At 73.7% G+C, this 16,146-nt stretch carries 15 protein-coding genes; 9 read left to right on the top strand and 6 right to left on the bottom strand.

The genetic code is table 11. From position 1 onward, the window contains the following. Window positions 1-3 precede the first annotated feature (3 nt). Together VFJ21_06370 and VFJ21_06365 are read left to right on the top strand one after the other, a co-directional pair. Window positions 4-2,031, top strand: coding sequence for a histidine kinase (locus VFJ21_06370; GenBank protein ID HET7406747.1), 2,028 nt, complete (start codon window positions 4-6; stop codon window positions 2,029-2,031). Then, window positions 2,028-2,666: a response regulator transcription factor gene (locus VFJ21_06365; protein ID HET7406746.1), complete on the top strand. Its 639-nt coding sequence runs from the start codon at window positions 2,028-2,030 to the stop codon at window positions 2,664-2,666. Before VFJ21_06370 ends, VFJ21_06365 begins: the two co-directional genes overlap by 4 nt. Before the next feature lie 103 nt (window positions 2,667-2,769). On the opposite strand, the gene VFJ21_06360 is transcribed toward VFJ21_06365, so the two are convergent. Further along, window positions 2,770-3,303 carry a DUF4232 domain-containing protein gene (locus tag VFJ21_06360; protein ID HET7406745.1) on the bottom strand — a complete coding sequence of 178 codons (534 nt, stop codon included), beginning with the start codon at window positions 3,301-3,303 and terminating at the stop codon, window positions 2,770-2,772. 455 nt (window positions 3,304-3,758) lie between these two features. Here VFJ21_06360 and VFJ21_06355 point away from each other — a divergent pair, with 455 nt between their 5' ends. Both VFJ21_06355 and rocD read left to right on the top strand, forming a co-directional pair. After that, on the top strand, window positions 3,759-5,372 hold the full coding sequence (locus VFJ21_06355; protein HET7406744.1) for an FAD-binding oxidoreductase: 1,614 nt from the start codon (window positions 3,759-3,761) through the stop codon (window positions 5,370-5,372). Window positions 5,373-5,382: 10 nt separating this feature from the next. Beyond that, complete coding sequence (gene rocD / locus VFJ21_06350; GenBank protein ID HET7406743.1) at window positions 5,383-6,588, top strand: ornithine--oxo-acid transaminase; 1,206 nt, start codon at window positions 5,383-5,385, stop codon at window positions 6,586-6,588. Here the strand turns inward: rocD and VFJ21_06345 are convergent, their stop codons facing one another. Together VFJ21_06345 and VFJ21_06340 are read right to left on the bottom strand one after the other, a co-directional pair. Next, window positions 6,589-8,094: a HAMP domain-containing sensor histidine kinase gene (locus tag VFJ21_06345; protein ID HET7406742.1), complete on the bottom strand. Its 1,506-nt coding sequence runs from the start codon at window positions 8,092-8,094 to the stop codon at window positions 6,589-6,591. Further along, window positions 8,091-8,801 carry a response regulator transcription factor gene (locus VFJ21_06340; protein ID HET7406741.1) on the bottom strand — a complete coding sequence of 237 codons (711 nt, stop codon included), beginning with the start codon at window positions 8,799-8,801 and terminating at the stop codon, window positions 8,091-8,093. Before VFJ21_06340 ends, VFJ21_06345 begins: the two co-directional genes overlap by 4 nt. Window positions 8,802-8,985: 184 nt before the next feature. Between VFJ21_06340 and VFJ21_06335 the strand changes: the two genes are divergently transcribed. The 4 genes from VFJ21_06335 (at window position 8,986) to VFJ21_06320 (ending at window position 12,379) form a co-directional block, all read left to right on the top strand. After that, complete coding sequence (locus tag VFJ21_06335; GenBank protein ID HET7406740.1) at window positions 8,986-10,362, top strand: ferredoxin reductase family protein; 1,377 nt, start codon at window positions 8,986-8,988, stop codon at window positions 10,360-10,362. A gap of 25 nt (window positions 10,363-10,387) precedes the next feature. Continuing rightward, entirely contained in the window at window positions 10,388-10,879 is a 492-nt protein-coding gene (locus VFJ21_06330) for an FMN-binding protein (GenBank protein ID HET7406739.1), read from the top strand. Then, complete coding sequence (locus VFJ21_06325; protein ID HET7406738.1) at window positions 10,876-11,649, top strand: FAD:protein FMN transferase; 774 nt, start codon at window positions 10,876-10,878, stop codon at window positions 11,647-11,649. Before VFJ21_06330 ends, VFJ21_06325 begins: the two co-directional genes overlap by 4 nt. 100 nt (window positions 11,650-11,749) lie before the next feature. After that, window positions 11,750-12,379, top strand: a complete 630-nt coding sequence (locus tag VFJ21_06320; GenBank protein ID HET7406737.1) for a carboxymuconolactone decarboxylase family protein — start codon at window positions 11,750-11,752, stop codon at window positions 12,377-12,379. Here VFJ21_06320 and VFJ21_06315 read toward each other — a convergent pair whose 3' ends face one another. The 3 genes from VFJ21_06315 to VFJ21_06305 form a co-directional block, all read right to left on the bottom strand. Next, window positions 12,380-13,108 carry a Clp protease N-terminal domain-containing protein gene (locus tag VFJ21_06315; protein ID HET7406736.1) on the bottom strand — a complete coding sequence of 243 codons (729 nt, stop codon included), beginning with the start codon at window positions 13,106-13,108 and terminating at the stop codon, window positions 12,380-12,382. It lies immediately after the preceding gene. 65 nt (window positions 13,109-13,173) lie between these two features. Further along, window positions 13,174-14,013: a DMT family transporter gene (locus tag VFJ21_06310; GenBank protein HET7406735.1), complete on the bottom strand. Its 840-nt coding sequence runs from the start codon at window positions 14,011-14,013 to the stop codon at window positions 13,174-13,176. Then, the gene (locus VFJ21_06305) at window positions 14,010-15,170 is read right to left on the bottom strand and encodes a glycosyltransferase family 4 protein (GenBank protein ID HET7406734.1); all 1,161 of its coding nucleotides are present in this window, start codon (window positions 15,168-15,170) and stop codon (window positions 14,010-14,012) included. Before VFJ21_06305 ends, VFJ21_06310 begins: the two co-directional genes overlap by 4 nt. 47 nt (window positions 15,171-15,217) lie before the next feature. On the opposite strand from VFJ21_06305, the gene VFJ21_06300 reads away from it, so the two are divergent. After that, entirely contained in the window at window positions 15,218-16,048 is an 831-nt protein-coding gene (locus VFJ21_06300; GenBank protein ID HET7406733.1) for a PIG-L family deacetylase, read from the top strand. The last annotated feature ends 98 nt before the right edge of the window (window positions 16,049-16,146 follow it).

Below are 16,146 nucleotides of genomic sequence, written 5' to 3'. Positions count from 1 at the left end.
GACGTGAGGCTGCGGGGGGTGGGGCCGACGGCCGCGGTGATCGCCGCGGCCGTCGGCCTGTCGCTCACCGGGGTGGCGGGTTCCCTCTGGGCGGCCGTCCAGGATCACCAGTCGGTCGCCTCCACGGCGCTGGTCGCATCTTTCATGGTGGCCTTCGCGGCGACCGGCGCCGTCGTTGCGGCGGCCCGGCCGGGCAACGGCGTCGGTTGGCTCATGCTGGCCGGCGCTGCGGTGTCGAGCCTCGGCAACGCCGGGGCATCGCTGGCCCATCACGGCATCGTCGTGGACCCGGGCAGCCTGCCCGGAGCCTCGGCGTTCGCGGTCGCCGGCCAATCGTGCCGTTCGCTGGGTTGGTACCTGTTGACCCTCGGCGTGCCGGCGGTGTTCCCGGACGGCAAGTTCCTGGCCAGCCGCCGTCGCTGGTTGCCGACCTTGCTCGGTGTCGTGCTGGTCGCCTCGGTCGTCGGCCCGATCACCGACAAGCAGGCGGACCTCACCGGTCTGGGAAGCTGGCAGAACCCGATCGCACCGACCGGCGGCTGGCAGTTCTTCCAGGCACTCGCGTTCATCCTTCAGGCGCCGCTCGGGCTTGTCGTCGCCGTCGCCATCGTCGGCCAGCTGGTGCGGCGCTGGCGGCAGGGCGGTCCATTGCTGCGCCAGCAGCTGCAGCTGTTCATCGGTGCCGCGGCGATCGGGATCCTCGCGGTGCCGGTCGTGTTCGCCCTTGGCACGGCCCACGGGGACTGGGTGTTCGGGGCGGCTGCAGTGCCGCTGCCGATCGCGATCGGCTTTGCCGTGCTGGCGCGAGATCTCTACGACTTGCGCACCGCGGCCAACCGGACGCTGGTGTGGGTGACCCTGTCGGCCCTCATCGTCGGGCTGTACGCGTTGGTCATCCAGGGTCTCGGCAGCCGCTTGGACGTTCACGGCGCAGCCTGGTTGGCCTGGGTGGCCGCCGGAGTCGTCGCGGTGGCGTTCGCCCCGCTGCGCGACGTGCTTCAGCGGGGCATCAACCGGCTGACCTTCGGTCGCTGGGACGAGCCCTACGACGTGCTCGCCGCGCTCGGACAGCGCCTCGAGGCCAGCGTAGACGTCGACCGGCTGCTCGCCGACGTCGTGAGCGAGCTGCACGGGCTCGGGCTCGGCGCCGTTGCCGTCTACGACGCCGACGGGCGGGTCGTCGCGGGAGATGTTGCGACGACCGACCACCTGGTTGCCCAACCCCTGGCGGCGTTCGGTCGTCCGGTAGGAACGCTGCGCTACCAAAGGCCCGGCCAGCCGTTGCGCCAGCGGGACCGTCGACTGCTCGAGGACCTGGCCGGTCACCTCGGCGGCGTGCTGCATGCGCGCCACCTGACCGCGGACCTGCAGCGGGCGCTCGAGCGCCAGGTGCTCGCGCGCGAGGAGGAACGCCGCCGGTTGCGCCGGGACCTGCACGACGGGCTGGGGCCGGCCCTCGCGGGGCACCTGCTGCGGCTGGACCTGATCGCGTCGAAGGTGGATCACGATCCCGCGGCGTACGCCGAGGTCGACCGGCTGCGTCAGGAGCTGCGTGGCACGGTGCTCGAGGTTCGCCGGGTCGTCGAGGGGCTGCGGCCGCCGGCGCTCGACGAGCTGGGGCTGGCCGGCGCCCTGTCGCAGGTGCTGCAAAGGCTCAGCGCCGGCAGCGCCGTGCGCGTCGGCTTGCACGTCGAGGAGCTGCCCCCGTTGTCGGCCGCGATCGAGGTGGCGGCCTTCCGAATCGTCACGGAGGCGGTCACCAACGCCGTCCGCCACGCCGGCGCCGCGCAGTGCACGGTGTGTCTCGTGGGGGTCGACGGCATGTTGCGGGTCACCGTCACCGACGACGGATGCGGGATGGCCGTCGCATCTCCGGCGGGCAACGGCCTGCACACGATGCGGGAGCGCGCGGAGGAGCTGCGCGGCCGGCTCCGGATCGAAGCCGGCAGCGGTACGACGGTCGTCGCCGAGCTGCCGTTGCCGCCTGCTGCTCGCGCCCCGAGCGCCCCGGTGCTGGCGGCGGAGCGGTGAGCACGCGCGTGTTCGTCGTCGACGACCACCCGGTGTTCCGCGACGGCCTCGTGGCGCTGCTCGGTTCGGTCGAGGACCTGGACGTCGTCGGGGCGGCGGGGGACGGCCCGGAAGCGATCGAGGCGCTGTCCGACGGTTGCGCCGACGTCGTGCTGATGGATCTCAACCTGCCGACGATGTCGGGCATCGAGGCGACCGCACGGCTGGCCGCGCTGCCAGACCCGCCCGCAGTCCTCGCGGTCACGATGGTCGACGACGACGACACGGTGCTCGCGGCGATGCGCGCGGGCGCCCGCGGCTACGTGCTGAAGGGCTCGGTGGGAGCGGAGATCGTGGCGGCGGTGCGCACTGTCGCTGCGGGTGGTGCAGTGTTCGGTGCAGGCGTCGCTACGCAGGTTCTGGCCCTGGCGTCGCCGGGTGGGGGAGCGGGGCGCGAGGACGACGGGCTGACCGAGCGGGAGCGCGAGGTGCTGGCGCTGCTGGCCGAAGGAGCCAACAACGCCCAGATCGCCCGTGCCCTGGGCGTGAGCCTGAAGACCGTGCAGAACTACGTGTCGCGAATCCTCGACAAGCTGCAGGTCTCGGATCGCACTCAAGCGGCGCTGAAGGCGCGTGGGCGCCCGTCGTCGCGTTGATCCCCGCCCGCGTTGAGGGTCACGACCACGGGTCGGGCCCTCAGTGCTCTTCTCCGGACGTCGCGTCAGCCTGGGGACTCTCGGTACGTGACCCGGGGCCGGGTCAGGACGGGCCGTTGGACCCTCGGGCGATCGCGGACACGTGGACGACGCCCCCGCACGCGTCCACCGGCGCGTCGATGGTGAGGTGGTCACTGCTGCCGGGCGGCAGGATCGCGAGCTTCTGCGCCGCCGGGCACGAGGTGCCGGTGCTGCCGGGGATGTGGTCCCACGCCACGGCGAACGACGCGACACCGCCGGGCTGCAGCGTGACGGTGCGCGGGGTGTACGACGGGGCGTCGTAGGTGCCACCGTCGACGACCTTGGTGGTCATCGGCTTGTCGTGCGCGTCCAGCAGCCGCAGGCCGGGGTAGCCGGTGAGGTGGCAGCTCGTCGCCGACAGGTTGTGCAGAGCGATGACCATCTGAAGGTGTCCGGTCGCGCCCTGTTCCGCGGCGACGCCGGGACGCAGCTGGGCCGCGGTGCACGACACCCGAGTCGCCGAGTCGGCGCTGGTCGCCGACATGGACGGCACGGAGACCGCCAGCCCGACACCGATGGCGGCAATCGCCGGCAGCGCGGCTGCGGCGGGCTTCATGCGACGTCCTCACGGGCGACTCTCGTGGACACCCTCGCCCTACCCGCGTTGACGGCGGCGGCACCGATCGCGCTCCTCAACTTGTCGGGTGCCAGGCAGTTGTCACCCGGACGTCACACCGCGGCATCAGCTCCGGCCGTGGCGCGGTCGGTGCGTGCAGGCAGGCGACGACCGACGCCTCGACCCGGTGGGCCAGGGACGCGCCGCCCGGCCACGGGGGTTTGCCGGGCGGCGCACGTCCAGCGTGCCCCGGCCGCCGGCCGAGGCAACCAGCCGTTCGGGTGAACGGCGTCCGGCCGACGCGCCTCGACGTGGAGTTCGTGAGGTCGTCGCATTTCGGGCGCGCACCTGGGATCGTCAGAGCAGAGCGGCCGGCGCCCGGGATCCGCTCGACGAGCAAGCGGCGGACGAGGAAGCGGCAGGACGATAAGTCGGCCGCTCGCAGGAGGATCGGCATGGCAACGACGGAGGCACCCGCTCGGCGGTCGTTCTGGGCCTGGTGCCTGCAGTCGGAGGAGCCGACTTCGCAGGAGCGCGCCAAGCTCGCCCGGCGGCTGTCCGAGGGGTCCGGTGTCGAGATCGTGCCCCGGCCGATCCCCGACCTCGCCGACGCGCAGCTGCGCGACCCACGGATCGAGGCACCCGACGCCGTCGCCAGGTGGTGCACGACCGACGCCTGGGAGCGGGCGTTCCACTCCTACGGCGCGGCGTTCACCGACCGCACCCGCGCCTTCAACCTCGACTTCCCGAACCCGCCCGACATCGTTGCGCACCCGCGCACGGAGGCCGAGCTCGAGGCGACCCTCGACTGGTGCGCCGACAAGGGCCACGTGGTGGTGCCCTACGGCGGCGGCTCGTCGGTCGTCTGGGGCGTCAACCCGCCCGAGGCCGACGGCATCGTCACGATCGCGCTCGATCGCCTCGACCGGGTGCTCGAGCTCGACGAGACCTCGCGGGCGGCGCGCATCCAGGCGGGCGTCTTCGGCCCGCACCTCGAGGACCAGCTGCGGCCGCACGGCTATACGTTGCGGCACTTCCCGCAGTCGTTCCGGTTCTCCTCGCTGGGCGGGTGGATCGTGACCCGCTCGGGCGGTCACTACGCGACCAACCACACCCACATCGACGACTTCGTCGAGTCGGTGCGGATGCTGACGCCGCAGGGCTGGTGGGAGTCGCGGCGGCTGCCGGGCTCGGGAGCGGGGCCGTCACCGGACCGGCTGGTCCTCGGCAGCGAGGGCATCCTCGGCATCGTCACCGAGGCGTGGATGCGCATCCAGAAGCGGCCGGCGTTCCGCGCGACCGCCGGGGTCGTCTTCGACTCGTGGCCGGCCGGTTACGACGCCGCCCGGCAGATCGCCCAGGCGAAGCTGTGGCCGGCCAACCTGCGGCTGCTCGACCCGGCCGAGGCCGGTCGCGCCGCCGGGCTCGACGGCGACCAGTCGCTGCTCATCATCGGCTTCGAGTCGGCCGAGCTGTCGCAGCGCGGCCCCATCGGTCAAGCGGTCGAGATCGCTCGTGGCTGCGGCGGGCACATCGACGACGGCGACGTGGCGGTCGACGACGGCGAGGGCACGCCGACGGGGCGCGGTGGCGCCGTCGGCGCGTGGCGAGACGCGTTCATCGGCGTACGCCCCGGGGTCGAGACCAGCCTCGGCGTCGTCGCCGACACGTTCGAGACGTCGATCACCTGGGACCGCTGGCCGGACTTCGACGCCTCGGTCCGCGAGCGGGTGGGTGCCGCGCTGCGTGAGGTCTTCGGCCACGCCCCGTTGCTGTCGTGCCGGTTCACTCACGTCTACCCCGACGGGCCCGCGCCCTACTACTCGTGGTCCGGCGTCGGCCGGCAGGGCAGCGAGATCGCCATGTGGCAGGAGATCAAGCACGCGACGGCCGAGGCCGTGCTCGACGCGGGCGGCACGATCACCCACCACCACGCGGTCGGCCGCATGCACCGGCCGCAGTACGACCGGCAACGCCCCGACCTGTTCGCCGAAGCGCTGCGCGCCGCCAAGTCCGCGGTGGATCCTGGCGGCATCCTCAACCCGGGGGTGCTCCTTGACCCTGCATGAGATCGCACCGATGCCCGACGCCGCCGACCACCTGGCGCTCGTCGACGCCCACGTCGCACACAACTACGCGCCGCTGCCGGTCGTCGCCGCCCGCGGTTCCGGCGCCTGGGTCACCGACGTCGCCGGCGACCGCTATCTCGACTGCCTGGCCGCCTACTCGGCGTTGAACTTCGGTCACTCGCACCCCGAGCTCCTCGCGACCGCCCGCGACCAGCTGGAGCGGCTGACGCTGATCAGCCGGGCGTTCCACCACGACGAGCTGGGCCCGTTCGCCGCCGAGCTCGCGGCGCTCGTGGGCAAGGAGATGGTCCTGCCGATGAACACCGGTGCCGAGGCCGTCGAGACCGGCATCAAGGTCGCCCGCAAGTGGGGCTACGAGGTCAAGGGCGTGGCGCCTGACCGCGCGAAGATCGTCGTGATGGCGGGCAACTTCCACGGGCGTACGACGACCATCGTCGGGTTCTCCGACGACCCCGAGGCCCGCGACGGCTTCGGCCCGTTCACCCCGGGGTTCGTCACCGTGCCCTACGGGGACGCTGACGCGGTCGCCCGGGCCGTCGACGGCGACACCGTCGCCGTGCTGCTCGAGCCGATCCAGGGCGAGGCGGGCGTCATCGTGCCGCCGCCGGAGTTCCTGCCCGCGGTCCGGCGCATCTGCTCCGCGCAGGACGTGCTGCTCGTCGCCGACGAGGTCCAGAGCGGGCTCGGCCGCACCGGCGCGACGCTCGCCTGCGAGCACAGCCACGTCGAGGCGGATCTCTACCTGCTCGGCAAGGCGCTCGGTGGCGGCATCGTCCCGGCCTCGGCCGTGGTCGGCGATGCCGACGTGCTCGGCGTGCTGCGCCCCGGCCAGCACGGCTCGACGTTCGGCGGCAACCCGCTGGCCTGCGCGATCGGGCGCACCGTCGTACGCATGCTTGCCACTGGCACCTACCAGCAGCGTGCCCGCGACCTCGGCGCCCGCCTGCACGCACGGCTGGGCGAGCTCGTCGGGTCCGGCGTCACGGCGGTCCGCGGCGTCGGCCTGTGGGCCGGCATCGACATCGATCCGCGGGTCGGCACCGGCCGGCAGATCTGCGCGCGGCTGCTGCAGCACCGCGTGCTCGCGAAGGACACCCACGGGCAGACGATCCGGCTGGCTCCGCCGCTGGTCATCGAGCAGAGCGATCTCGACTGGGCACTCGACCAGCTCGCCGCCGTCCTCGCCGAGTCCTGACTAGCGCGCCGGTTGCATCGCCGGAGCCAGTGGCAGCGACACCTCGAAGCAGGTGCGACCGGGCCGGCTGCTGACGCGCACGGTCCCGCCGTGCGCCTCGACGACCGCGGCGACGATCGCCAGCCCCAGCCCGGTGCTGCCGGCGGTGCGGGTGCGCGCCGCGTCGGCCCGCGCGAAGCGTTCGAAGACCCGGTCCTGCAATTCCTGCGGTATCCCCGGGCCGTCGTCGCAGACCTGCAGCAGCGCAAGGTCGTTCGCGACATCCATGTGCAGCGCCACCGTCACCGTCGTACCGGCCGGGGTGTGCGTGCGGGCGTTGGCCAGCAGGTTCGCGAGCACCTGGTGCAGGCGGTGCCCGTCGCCGGTGACGACGATCGGCTCCTCGGGCAGCTCGAGCATCCACCGGTGGCCGCGGCTGGCCGCCTGCGCGTCGCTCGTGGCGTCGATCACCACGCGGGTCAGGTCGACGGCCTCCCTGGCCAGCGGGCGGCCCGCGTCGAGACGGGCCAGGAGCAGCAGGTCGTCGACGAGCACCCCCATGCGCGACGCCTCCGCCTCGACCCGGCGCAGCGCATGGCGTACGCCGTCGGGCAGGGTCTCCTCGTCGCGGCCGGCCAGCTCCGCGTGGCTGCGGATCGCGGCCAGCGGGGTGCGCAGCTCGTGGCTCGCGTCGGCGATGAACTGGCGCAGCCGCTCCTCGGTCGCGTGCCGCTCGGCCAGCGAACGTTCGACGTGGCCGAGCATCTGGTTGACCGCGGCGCCGACCTGGCCGACCTCGGTCGCCGGATCGGCATCGCTGTCGGGGACCCGCGCGGGCAGCGAGACCTCGCCGCTGGCGAGCGGCGTGCGCGCCACGTCGAGCGCCGTGTGCGTCACCCGGCGCAGCGGTCGCAGCGACAGCCGGACCGACGCCGCGCCCACCAGACCCGCCAGTGCCAGCGCGCACAGGAAGACGACGACCTCGATGCCTTCCAGGCGGTGCATGGTGCTGTCGACGCTGTCGAGCGGCAGCCCGGTCACGAGCACGTCGCCGTCCGCGCCGTGCACCGCGGTGAGCCGGTAGTCGCCGAGCACGCCCAGCTGCGCGGAGGTCGCCCGGCCGTCGGTGGGCAGCGCGCGCAGGCGCGCGGCTTCGTCGCCGCCGAGGGGCACCTGCACGAGCTGCACCTGGTGGTCGGACTCGCGGGCCACCGCTGCGTTGGTCACCCGACCGCCGCTGAGCCGGGCGGCGAAGGTGCCGAGCTGCTGTCCGCGCAGCAGGCTGTCGTCGAAGTCGGTGGGCGCGCCGCCACGGCCGCCGCTGTTGTCGTGCTCGAGGCTGAACGCCAGCCGTGGCCCGGCGTCGGCCAGCTGCTGGTCGAGCCGCTGGATCAGGAAGCTGTGCAGCGCGAGCGTCGTCGCGATGCCGATCGCCGCGCAGGTCGCCAGCAGCAGCACGAGCAGCCCGGCGATCAGCCGCCAGCGCAACGTCCGCGCCGTCCACCACCGGCGCAACCGCAAGGTCACCCGCCTACTGCCTTCAACACGTAGCCGGCACCGCGGACGGTGTGGATCAGCGGTTCGCGGCCTGCGTCGATCTTCTTGCGCAGGTAGGAGATGTAGAGCTCGACCACGTGCGCCTGCCCGCCGAAGTCGTAGTTCCAGACCCGGTCGAGGATCTGCGCCTTGGACAGCACCCGGCGCGGGTTGCGCAGGAGGAAGCGCAGCAGCTCGAACTCGGTCGTGGTCAGCTCTACCAGGTCACCACCGCGGCGTACCTCGTGTGCGTCCTCGTCCATCTCGAGGTCGGCGAACCTCAGCAGGTTGCTCGACGCCTTGGCCCGGGCCAGCCCGGCCCGGCGCAGCAGGCCGCGCAGCCGGGCGATGACCTCCTCGAGGCTGAACGGCTTCGTGACGTAGTCGTCGCCGCCCGCAGTGATGCCGGCGATGCGGTCCTCGACCGCGTCGCGCGCGGTGAGGAAGAGCACGCAGGCGTGCGGCTGATCCGCGCGGATGCGGCGCAGCACCTCCAGGCCGTCGAAGTCCGGCAGCATCACGTCGAGGATCACCGCGTCGGGCTTGAACTCCCGCGCGGTCCGCACGGCCTCCTGCCCTGACCCGGCCACCTGGACATCCCAACCCTCGTAGCGCAGCACGCTGCCGAGGACCTCCGCGAGGCTCGGCTCGTCGTCGACGACGAGCACCCGGATCGGCGAGCCGTCGGGGCGGCGCAGGTCGGGGGCGGTACGCGGCGAGGCGGCGGAGGAGGCGGTCACGGATGTCACCTTCACATCGGGGACGTGACGCGATGCTCTGCGAAACCTCTGAGAACGCTCTGAGATTCCTCGCCGGCACGTTCAGAGGAAACACAGAGCGAAGGGCGAGCGTGCCTTAAGGAACCGCGGCGACGGTGGATGCATGACCGCTCTCGCCGACACTCCGGCCACGACGCGTGGGCCGCTGCTCGCCGCGCGGCCGGGACGCGGGCGGCTGGTCGCTCCGCTGACGGCGCTCGCCGTCGCAGCCGGCGCCGCCGCGGTGGTCGGCTGGTGGTGGGTGAACACCCCCACCGTCCACGGCCTCGGCGACTGGCTGACCAACGCGGGGCGCATCACCGGCCTGCTCGCCGGCTACCTGCTGGCCTGGCTGCTGATCCTGATGGCGCGTACGCCGCTGCTCGAGCACCACGTCGGCGCCGACGTCCTCGCCCGCTGGCACGCCCGTGCCGGCCGCTACACGGTCGGCCTCGTCGTGGCACACGGGCTGCTCGTCACCTGGGGCTACGCCGTGCTGGCCCACACCGGCGTCGTACGCCAGGCGTCGACGTTGCTGCTCAGCTATCCCGACGTGCTGATGGCGACGGTCGGCGGGCTGCTGCTGGTCGGGGTCGGCGTCGTGTCGGCCCGCGCGGCGCGGGCCCGGATGCGCTACGAGACGTGGTACTACCTGCACCTCTACACCTATCTCGCGATCGCCCTGTCGTTCGCGCACGTCTTCGCGACCGGGCAGGAGTTCGCCAGCCACCCGTTCGCGCGGGTGCTGTGGTCGGCGCTCTACCTGTTCGCCGCGGGCGCCGTCGTCTGGCACCGCATCGCCACCCCGGCCTACCGCACGTGGCGGCACCGGATGCGGGTCGGCCGCGTCGTCGCCGAGGGGCCGGGTGTCGTGTCGATCGTCCTGCGCGGCCGGCACGTCGACGAGCTCGGGGTGCAGCCCGGCCAGTTCGTCCGGCTGCGCTTCCTGAGCCGCGACCTCTGGTGGGCGGCCCACCCGTTCTCCCTGTCCGCCGCACCCCACGGCGACCTGCTGCGCGTCACCGTCAAGCACCTCGGCGACCACACGGGTCACATGCCGGCGCTGCGGCACGGCACCCGCGTGCTGGTCGAAGGGCCCTACGGGGCGCTGACCGCGCAGCGGCGCACGCGGCGCAAGGTCCTGCTGCTCGCCGGCGGCATCGGCATCACCCCGCTGCGGGCGCTGTTCCAGTCGCTGCCGGCGGCACCCGGTGACCTGACGCTGGTCTACCGCGCCGAGCGTCCGGACGACCTTGTGCTGCGGCGCGAGATCGAGACCCTGGCCGAGCGCCGGGAGCAGGCAGCACACTTCCTGCCCGGTCGTGTCGGCGGTGACCGCGACGTGCTGGTCGGCGACCGGCTGCGCCGGCTGCTGCCGGACCTGCGCGCGCACGACGTCTACGTGTGCGGCCCGCCCGGATTCGTCAACGCCGCTACTGCCGCACTGCGCCGGCTCGGCGTCAGCCGGCGGCACATCCACAGCGAGAACTTCGCGTTCTGACCCCCCCTCTCGAAAGGACCGCCCCGTGCGTCGCGCCGCACTCGCCATCGTCTCCACCATCGCCGGCCTCGTGCTGCTGCTCGGCTTCAAGACGCACGGCAGCCCCGCCATCGGCGGCGGCACCGCCGCCCTCGCCCCGACCGCCGGGGGCAAGACGGCGTCCGGCAGTGGAGGTTCCGGCACCCCCGCGGGCGCGACGAGCGGCAGCACGAAGGCCGGCGCCGCGCCGGCGGCGTCCGGGCCACGGACCGTCGCAGGCCGGACCTACGACACGCAGTACGGCCCGGTGCAGGTGCAGGTCACCGAGTCGAACGGCCGGATCACCGACGTCGCGGCGCTGCAGCTGCCGCAGGGCAGCGGCCGTGACATCGACATCGACAACTACGCCGTGCCGCAGCTGCGCGCCGAGGCGCTGCAGGCGCAGTCCGCGCAGATCGACGCGGTGTCCGGCGCGACCTACACCTCCGAGGGCTACGTCAGGTCGTTGCAGTCGGCGCTCGACAGACTGAAGGCGTGACCAGCACCGGACAGGCCGCCGGCGACAGCTACCGCCGCGTCCTGCCGGTGATGGGGACGGTCACCTCTTTCGACGTACGCCGCATCCGCATCGATCCCGACGACGCGGCGCGCGCGGTCGAGGCGGCCTGCGACTGGCTGCGATGGGTCGACGCGACGTTCTCCACGTACCAGCCCGAGTCGCAGCTCAGCCGGCTGCGCCGCGGCGAGCTGCGGCTGCGTGACTGCGACCCGCAGGTCGCCGTCGTGCTGGACCTGTGCGCCCAGGCGGCGGCGGAGACCGACGGGTTCTTCACCGCACTGATCGGCGGCGCGGTCGACCCGACCGGCATCGTCAAGGGCTGGGCCGCGCAGGAGGCGAGCGTCCTGCTGCGCCGAGCCGGCCTGTCCGACCACGTCGTCAACGCCGGCGGCGACGTCGCCTGCGCCGGCGAGCCCGGCCCCGGTGAGCCGTGGCGGGTCGGTGTCGCGGACCCGTACGACCGCAACCGCGTGCTGGTCGTCGTGCCGGCGCGCGACGAAGGTGTCGCGACCTCGGGAGTCGCCGAGCGCGGGGAGCACGTGATCGACCCGCGTACCGGCGCCCCGGCGACCCGGCTGCTCAGTGCCACCGTCGTCGGTCCCGACCTGACCCGGGCCGACGCCTACGCCACCGCGGTCATCGCGGGCGGCGACCCGCAGCCTTCGTGGTTCGGCCGGCTCGACGGCTACACGCTGCTCACGGTCGACCGGGCCGGCGTCGTACGCCGCAGCGACGGCTTCCCGGGGTGAGCGCGCGTGGTGGCATCCTCGGCGTCGACCGCACGACCCGACAGGAGGCCACCGTGGCGAACCCCGTGCAGCTGGCGATGAGCAACCCGGTGGCCGGCTGATGCCCCGCCTGCGCCAGGTCGGCCGGGCCGAGGCGGGCCCGCTGGCCACCCGGCTCTACGACCGGCTCTTCGGTCCCGACCGCGACCCGGTCGCCGAGCCCGGCACCGCGACCGGCACGCCCGGCGACTGGTGGACGGTCTTCGCGCTGGTGCCCGACGTCCTCAAGCACGCCGTGCAGGGCTTCGGTCTCTACCGCAGCCCCGACCGCCGGCTCGACCCCCAGCTGCGTGAGCTCGGCATGACCCGCGCCGGTTGGGCGGTGGGCAGCCAGTTCGTGTTCTCGCAGCACTGCAAGTCGGCCCGCGGCGTCGGCATCCCGGAGGAGAAGGTGCGGGCGATCCCGCACTGGGGGGTCGCCGACTGCTTCACGCCGCTCGAGCGCGCGGTGCTCGCCTACACCGACGGGCTCGTCTACGACCGCGGCCGGGTGGCCGACGAGGTCGTCGAGGCGCTGCAGCAGCACCTGTCGGACGAGGAGGTGCTCGAGTTGACCTACACGACGTCGCTCTACCTCATGCACGCCGTGATGTCGCGCGCTCTGCGGGTCGAGTTCGACGACCGCGACGACCCGATCGTCGAGGTCGAGGCGCCGACCGGCTTCGACCCGATGTCGATGTTCGAGGAGTGACTAGCCCCGCTTCGCCGCGGCGATCGTCGCCAGCTCCTGCACGAGCCAGTCGTGCGCGCCGTCGCGCGTGATGCCGAAGCCCTGCAGCAGGTCGCTGGTGACGTCGTCGTCGTTGCGCAGCAGTCCGAGCAGGATGTGCTCGGTGCCGATGTAGTTGTGGTTGAGCCGCAGCGCCTCGCGAAGCGAGAGCTCCAACGTCTTCTTCGCGCCGCGGCCGAACCGCAAGTGCTTCGGTGCCGTCCGGCCCGGTGGCAGGGCGGCGAGCGTCGCCTCGCGGAGGCGTTCGGCCGGCGCGCCCAGCGCCACCAGCGCCTTCGCGGCCAGCCCCTCCGGTTCACCGAGCAGCCCGAGCAGCAGGTGGGCGTTCGTCACCCGGTCGTGGTTGAGCCGCTGCGCCTCGGCCTTCGCCACCTGCACGCTGTTGCGCGCCCGCGGGGTGAACCTGCTCAGCCGCCCACCCGCCGGGAAGTCCAGATCCTCGGACTCCCGCGGCGCGAAGCGCTTCTGCGCGGCCTGCTTGGTCACGCCCATGTGCGCGCCGATGTCGGTCCACGACGCACCGGATCGGCGGGCCTGGTCGACGAAGTGACCGATGAGGTGGTCGGCGAGCTCGCCGAGCCGCTGCGAGCTGTCGACGGCGTCGGCCAGGTGCTGGAGGGCGTCGCCCTCGGGGCTCTTGGCCAGGACCTCGTCGATGAGGTCGCCCAGCCGGACGGGGTGCTGCGTCATGGGTCAACCATAAGTTGACGCATGATTCGCCGTCAACCGTTAGTTGACGATCGCCTGTTGGCGGATCAGTCGGCGAGGGCGAGCCGGGCGGTGGCCAGCCCCATGACGGCGAACGCCAGCGCCTCGAGCAGGACCGCGCCGGGGGAGTGGGCGAGGTGCTCGTGGAAGGCGAGCGCGCCGATCGCCACCGAGGCCGCGGGATCGCTCACGGTCAGCGCCGGGAGCGAGCCGCTCAACGGCCCGGCGCGGTAGGCGTGCTGGGTGAGCGACAGCGTCACGGCACCGACGGCGAGCAGGACGTAGAGCGGCCAGTCGCCCAGCACGGCGGCGGGACCGTTGGCCGCGAGCGCGGCGTTCTGCTTGAGGAGCGCGGCGACCAGCCCGTAGCCGATCCCGGCGGCGGTTGCGAGCAGCGCGGCCTGGTGCCCGTGCGGCCAGCGCAACCCGATGAGGGCCACCGCTCCGGCGACCACCACGCCCACCGCGGTGGTGACCGCCAGCACGTCGGCGTCGATCGAGACCCGGCCCGGGCTCGGCCGCGCGGTGAGCAGGAACACCAGGAGCCCGGCCAGCAGCGCCACGCCCCAGAGCCACTGCGTCGCCGAGGGGCGGCGGCCCTCCAGGGCGACGCTCGCCGGCAGGGCGAAGAGCACGCCGCAGACGAGCAGCGGCTGCACGATCGCGAGGCGCCCACCTGCCAGGGCGTAGGTGTGCAGGCCCAGCCCGACGGCGGCGAAGACCAGGCCGAGCAGCCAGTCCGGCCGGGTGGCCAGGTGTCCGAGCAGGCGGCCGGCGCGGGCGTGGACGGCCGGAGCCTTCCGCGCGCTGCGGTGTTGCAGCACGCTGGACGATGCCGCCGCCATTGCAGAACCCAGAGCGCTGGCGACGACGACGGCCTCGGTCACGGGCCGGAGGCGGCGTCGGCCGCGCGCAGCGTGGGGTGCTGCAGCTGCGTGCCGACGAGCGCGGCGGCTTGCTGGTAGAGCGCGGAGGCGCCGAGCAGCGCGTCGCGCCAGGTCACCGGGGGCATCACCGTGCGGTTGTGCTGCGCGATCCGCTCGCGCAGCACCCGGTCGACGGCCAGCTCCACCACCGCGTCGGCCAGCTCCCGGTCCGACCCGCCGAGCAGCCCGTCGCGCCGGTGCCGCACGAAGTCGGCGATGCCGGTGTCGCGCCGGGCGACGACCGGCAGGCCCGCCGCGCGCGCTTCCAGCGCCGCGATCCCGAAGGACTCCAGCGTCGCGGGTGCGATGAAGACGTCGGCCCGGGCGAAGCTGTCGCCGATCTCCTCGGCACTGCGCCACCCGGGCAGTGCCACCCAGTCCGTCATGCCGTGCCGGCGCATGGCGCGCTCGAGCACCCGGCGCTCCGGGCCCTCGCCGATGACCTCCGCGTACAGGCGCACGCGCGCCGGGACCCGCCGGCGTACGTCCCTCAGGATCTCCAGCAGCTGGCGCGGCCGCTTGCGCGGGGCCAGCCTCATGACGGCCACCACCCGGACCTCGTCGGCGGTGCGGGAGACCGGGCGCAGCCGCCACCGGGCGGGGTCCACGCCGTTCGGCAGCACCGTGACCTCCGCCCGCCCGCGCAGAATTCGCCGCAGCGGATCTGCCGCGGCCTGGCTCACCGCCGAGAAGGCGACCGGCCAGTCGCCCCATGCGGTCAGCCGCTCGGCGGCCGCGTAGAGCGGCGTGTAGCGACGCCACAGCGAGTGGATCGTCATCGCCGTCGGCACGCCCGCCCGGGCCGTTGCCTGCGCGGTGAAGAACGCCAGCGGCGAGAACGTCGACGCGTGCACGTGCACCACGTCGTAGTCACCCGCCAGCACCGCCGTACGCCCGCGCCATGCGAACCCGTAGCGGATCGCCTCGTCGTGCCCGATTGCCGCCGGCCGCTCGACGGGCAGCTCGCCGCCTTCGTCGTAGCCGGGCGGGGCAGCGACCGACGTCACGATCGTCACGTCGTGACCGGCGGCCTGCTGCCGCTTGGCCAGCCCCTGCACCTGTAGCTCGATGCCGCCGCGCCGGGGGAGGTAGCAGTCGGTGACGTGCGCGATCCTCATCGCGCCCTCCTGGACCCACTGCCGCGCACGTACCGGACCATACGAACGTGCCCTATACCCTCGCCGCCTTCCACGCGCACCCCGACGACGAGGCGCTGCTCACCGGCGGCACGCTCGCCCGCGCGGCGGCCGAGGGGCACCGGGTCGTGCTGGTCGTGGCGACCGACGGGGCCGCGGGCCTGGCCGCAGCGGCCTTCACCGGCGACGGCCGGCTGGCGGACCGGCGCGCGGCCGAGCTCGACGCCGCGGCCCGCGCGCTCGGCGTCGCGCGCGTGGTGCGGCTCGGCTACGACGACTCGGGCATGGACGGCACCGCCGGCCGCGACGGGTGCGCGTTCGCCCGGGCCGACGTCGACGGCGCCGCGCGCCGGCTGGCCGCGGTGCTGCAGGAGGAGCGCGTCGACGTGCTGACGGTCTACGACGCCGCCGGGGGCTACGGGCACCCCGACCACGTCCAGGTGCACCGGGTCGGGGTGCGGGCGGCCGAGCTCGCCGGCACGCCCGTCGTGCTCGAGGCCACCGTCCCCCGGCGCGGGCTGCTGCGGCTGCTGCGCCTGCTGCACGCCGTGCGGCTCTCGCCACCGGACTGGTCGCCCGAGCGCTACGCGCACGCCTACACGGACGCCGCCGACATCACCCATCGGATCGACGTGCGGCAGCACATCGGCGCCAAGCGCGCCGCGATGGCAGCGCACGTGAGCCAGGCGACGGCCGATGCCGGCGACCGGTCGCTGGCGATCTTCCTGCGGCTGCCGGCGTGGCTGTTCCGGCTGGCCTTCGGCCGGGAGTGGTTCGTCGAGCGTGGCCGGCCGCGGGGGGCGCGTCCGGGCGACGTCTTCGCCACCCTGCGGGGCGGGCAGCGCGACCGTAGCGGCTGACCTGTCACGCGGCACCTGCGAGACGATAGGCCTCCACCCGCGGCGCGTGATAGGCAGGCGGGCGTGGCGGACGTCGCGGCGCGGCTGCGCGCCCTGCT

The organism is Mycobacteriales bacterium, assembly GCA_035690485.1.
Taxonomy (GTDB): Bacteria; Actinomycetota; Actinomycetes; order JAFAQI01; family DASSKL01; genus DASSKL01.
Note: the sequence above shows the minus strand (reverse complement) of the source record. Positions and strands in the feature narration are given on the sequence as shown.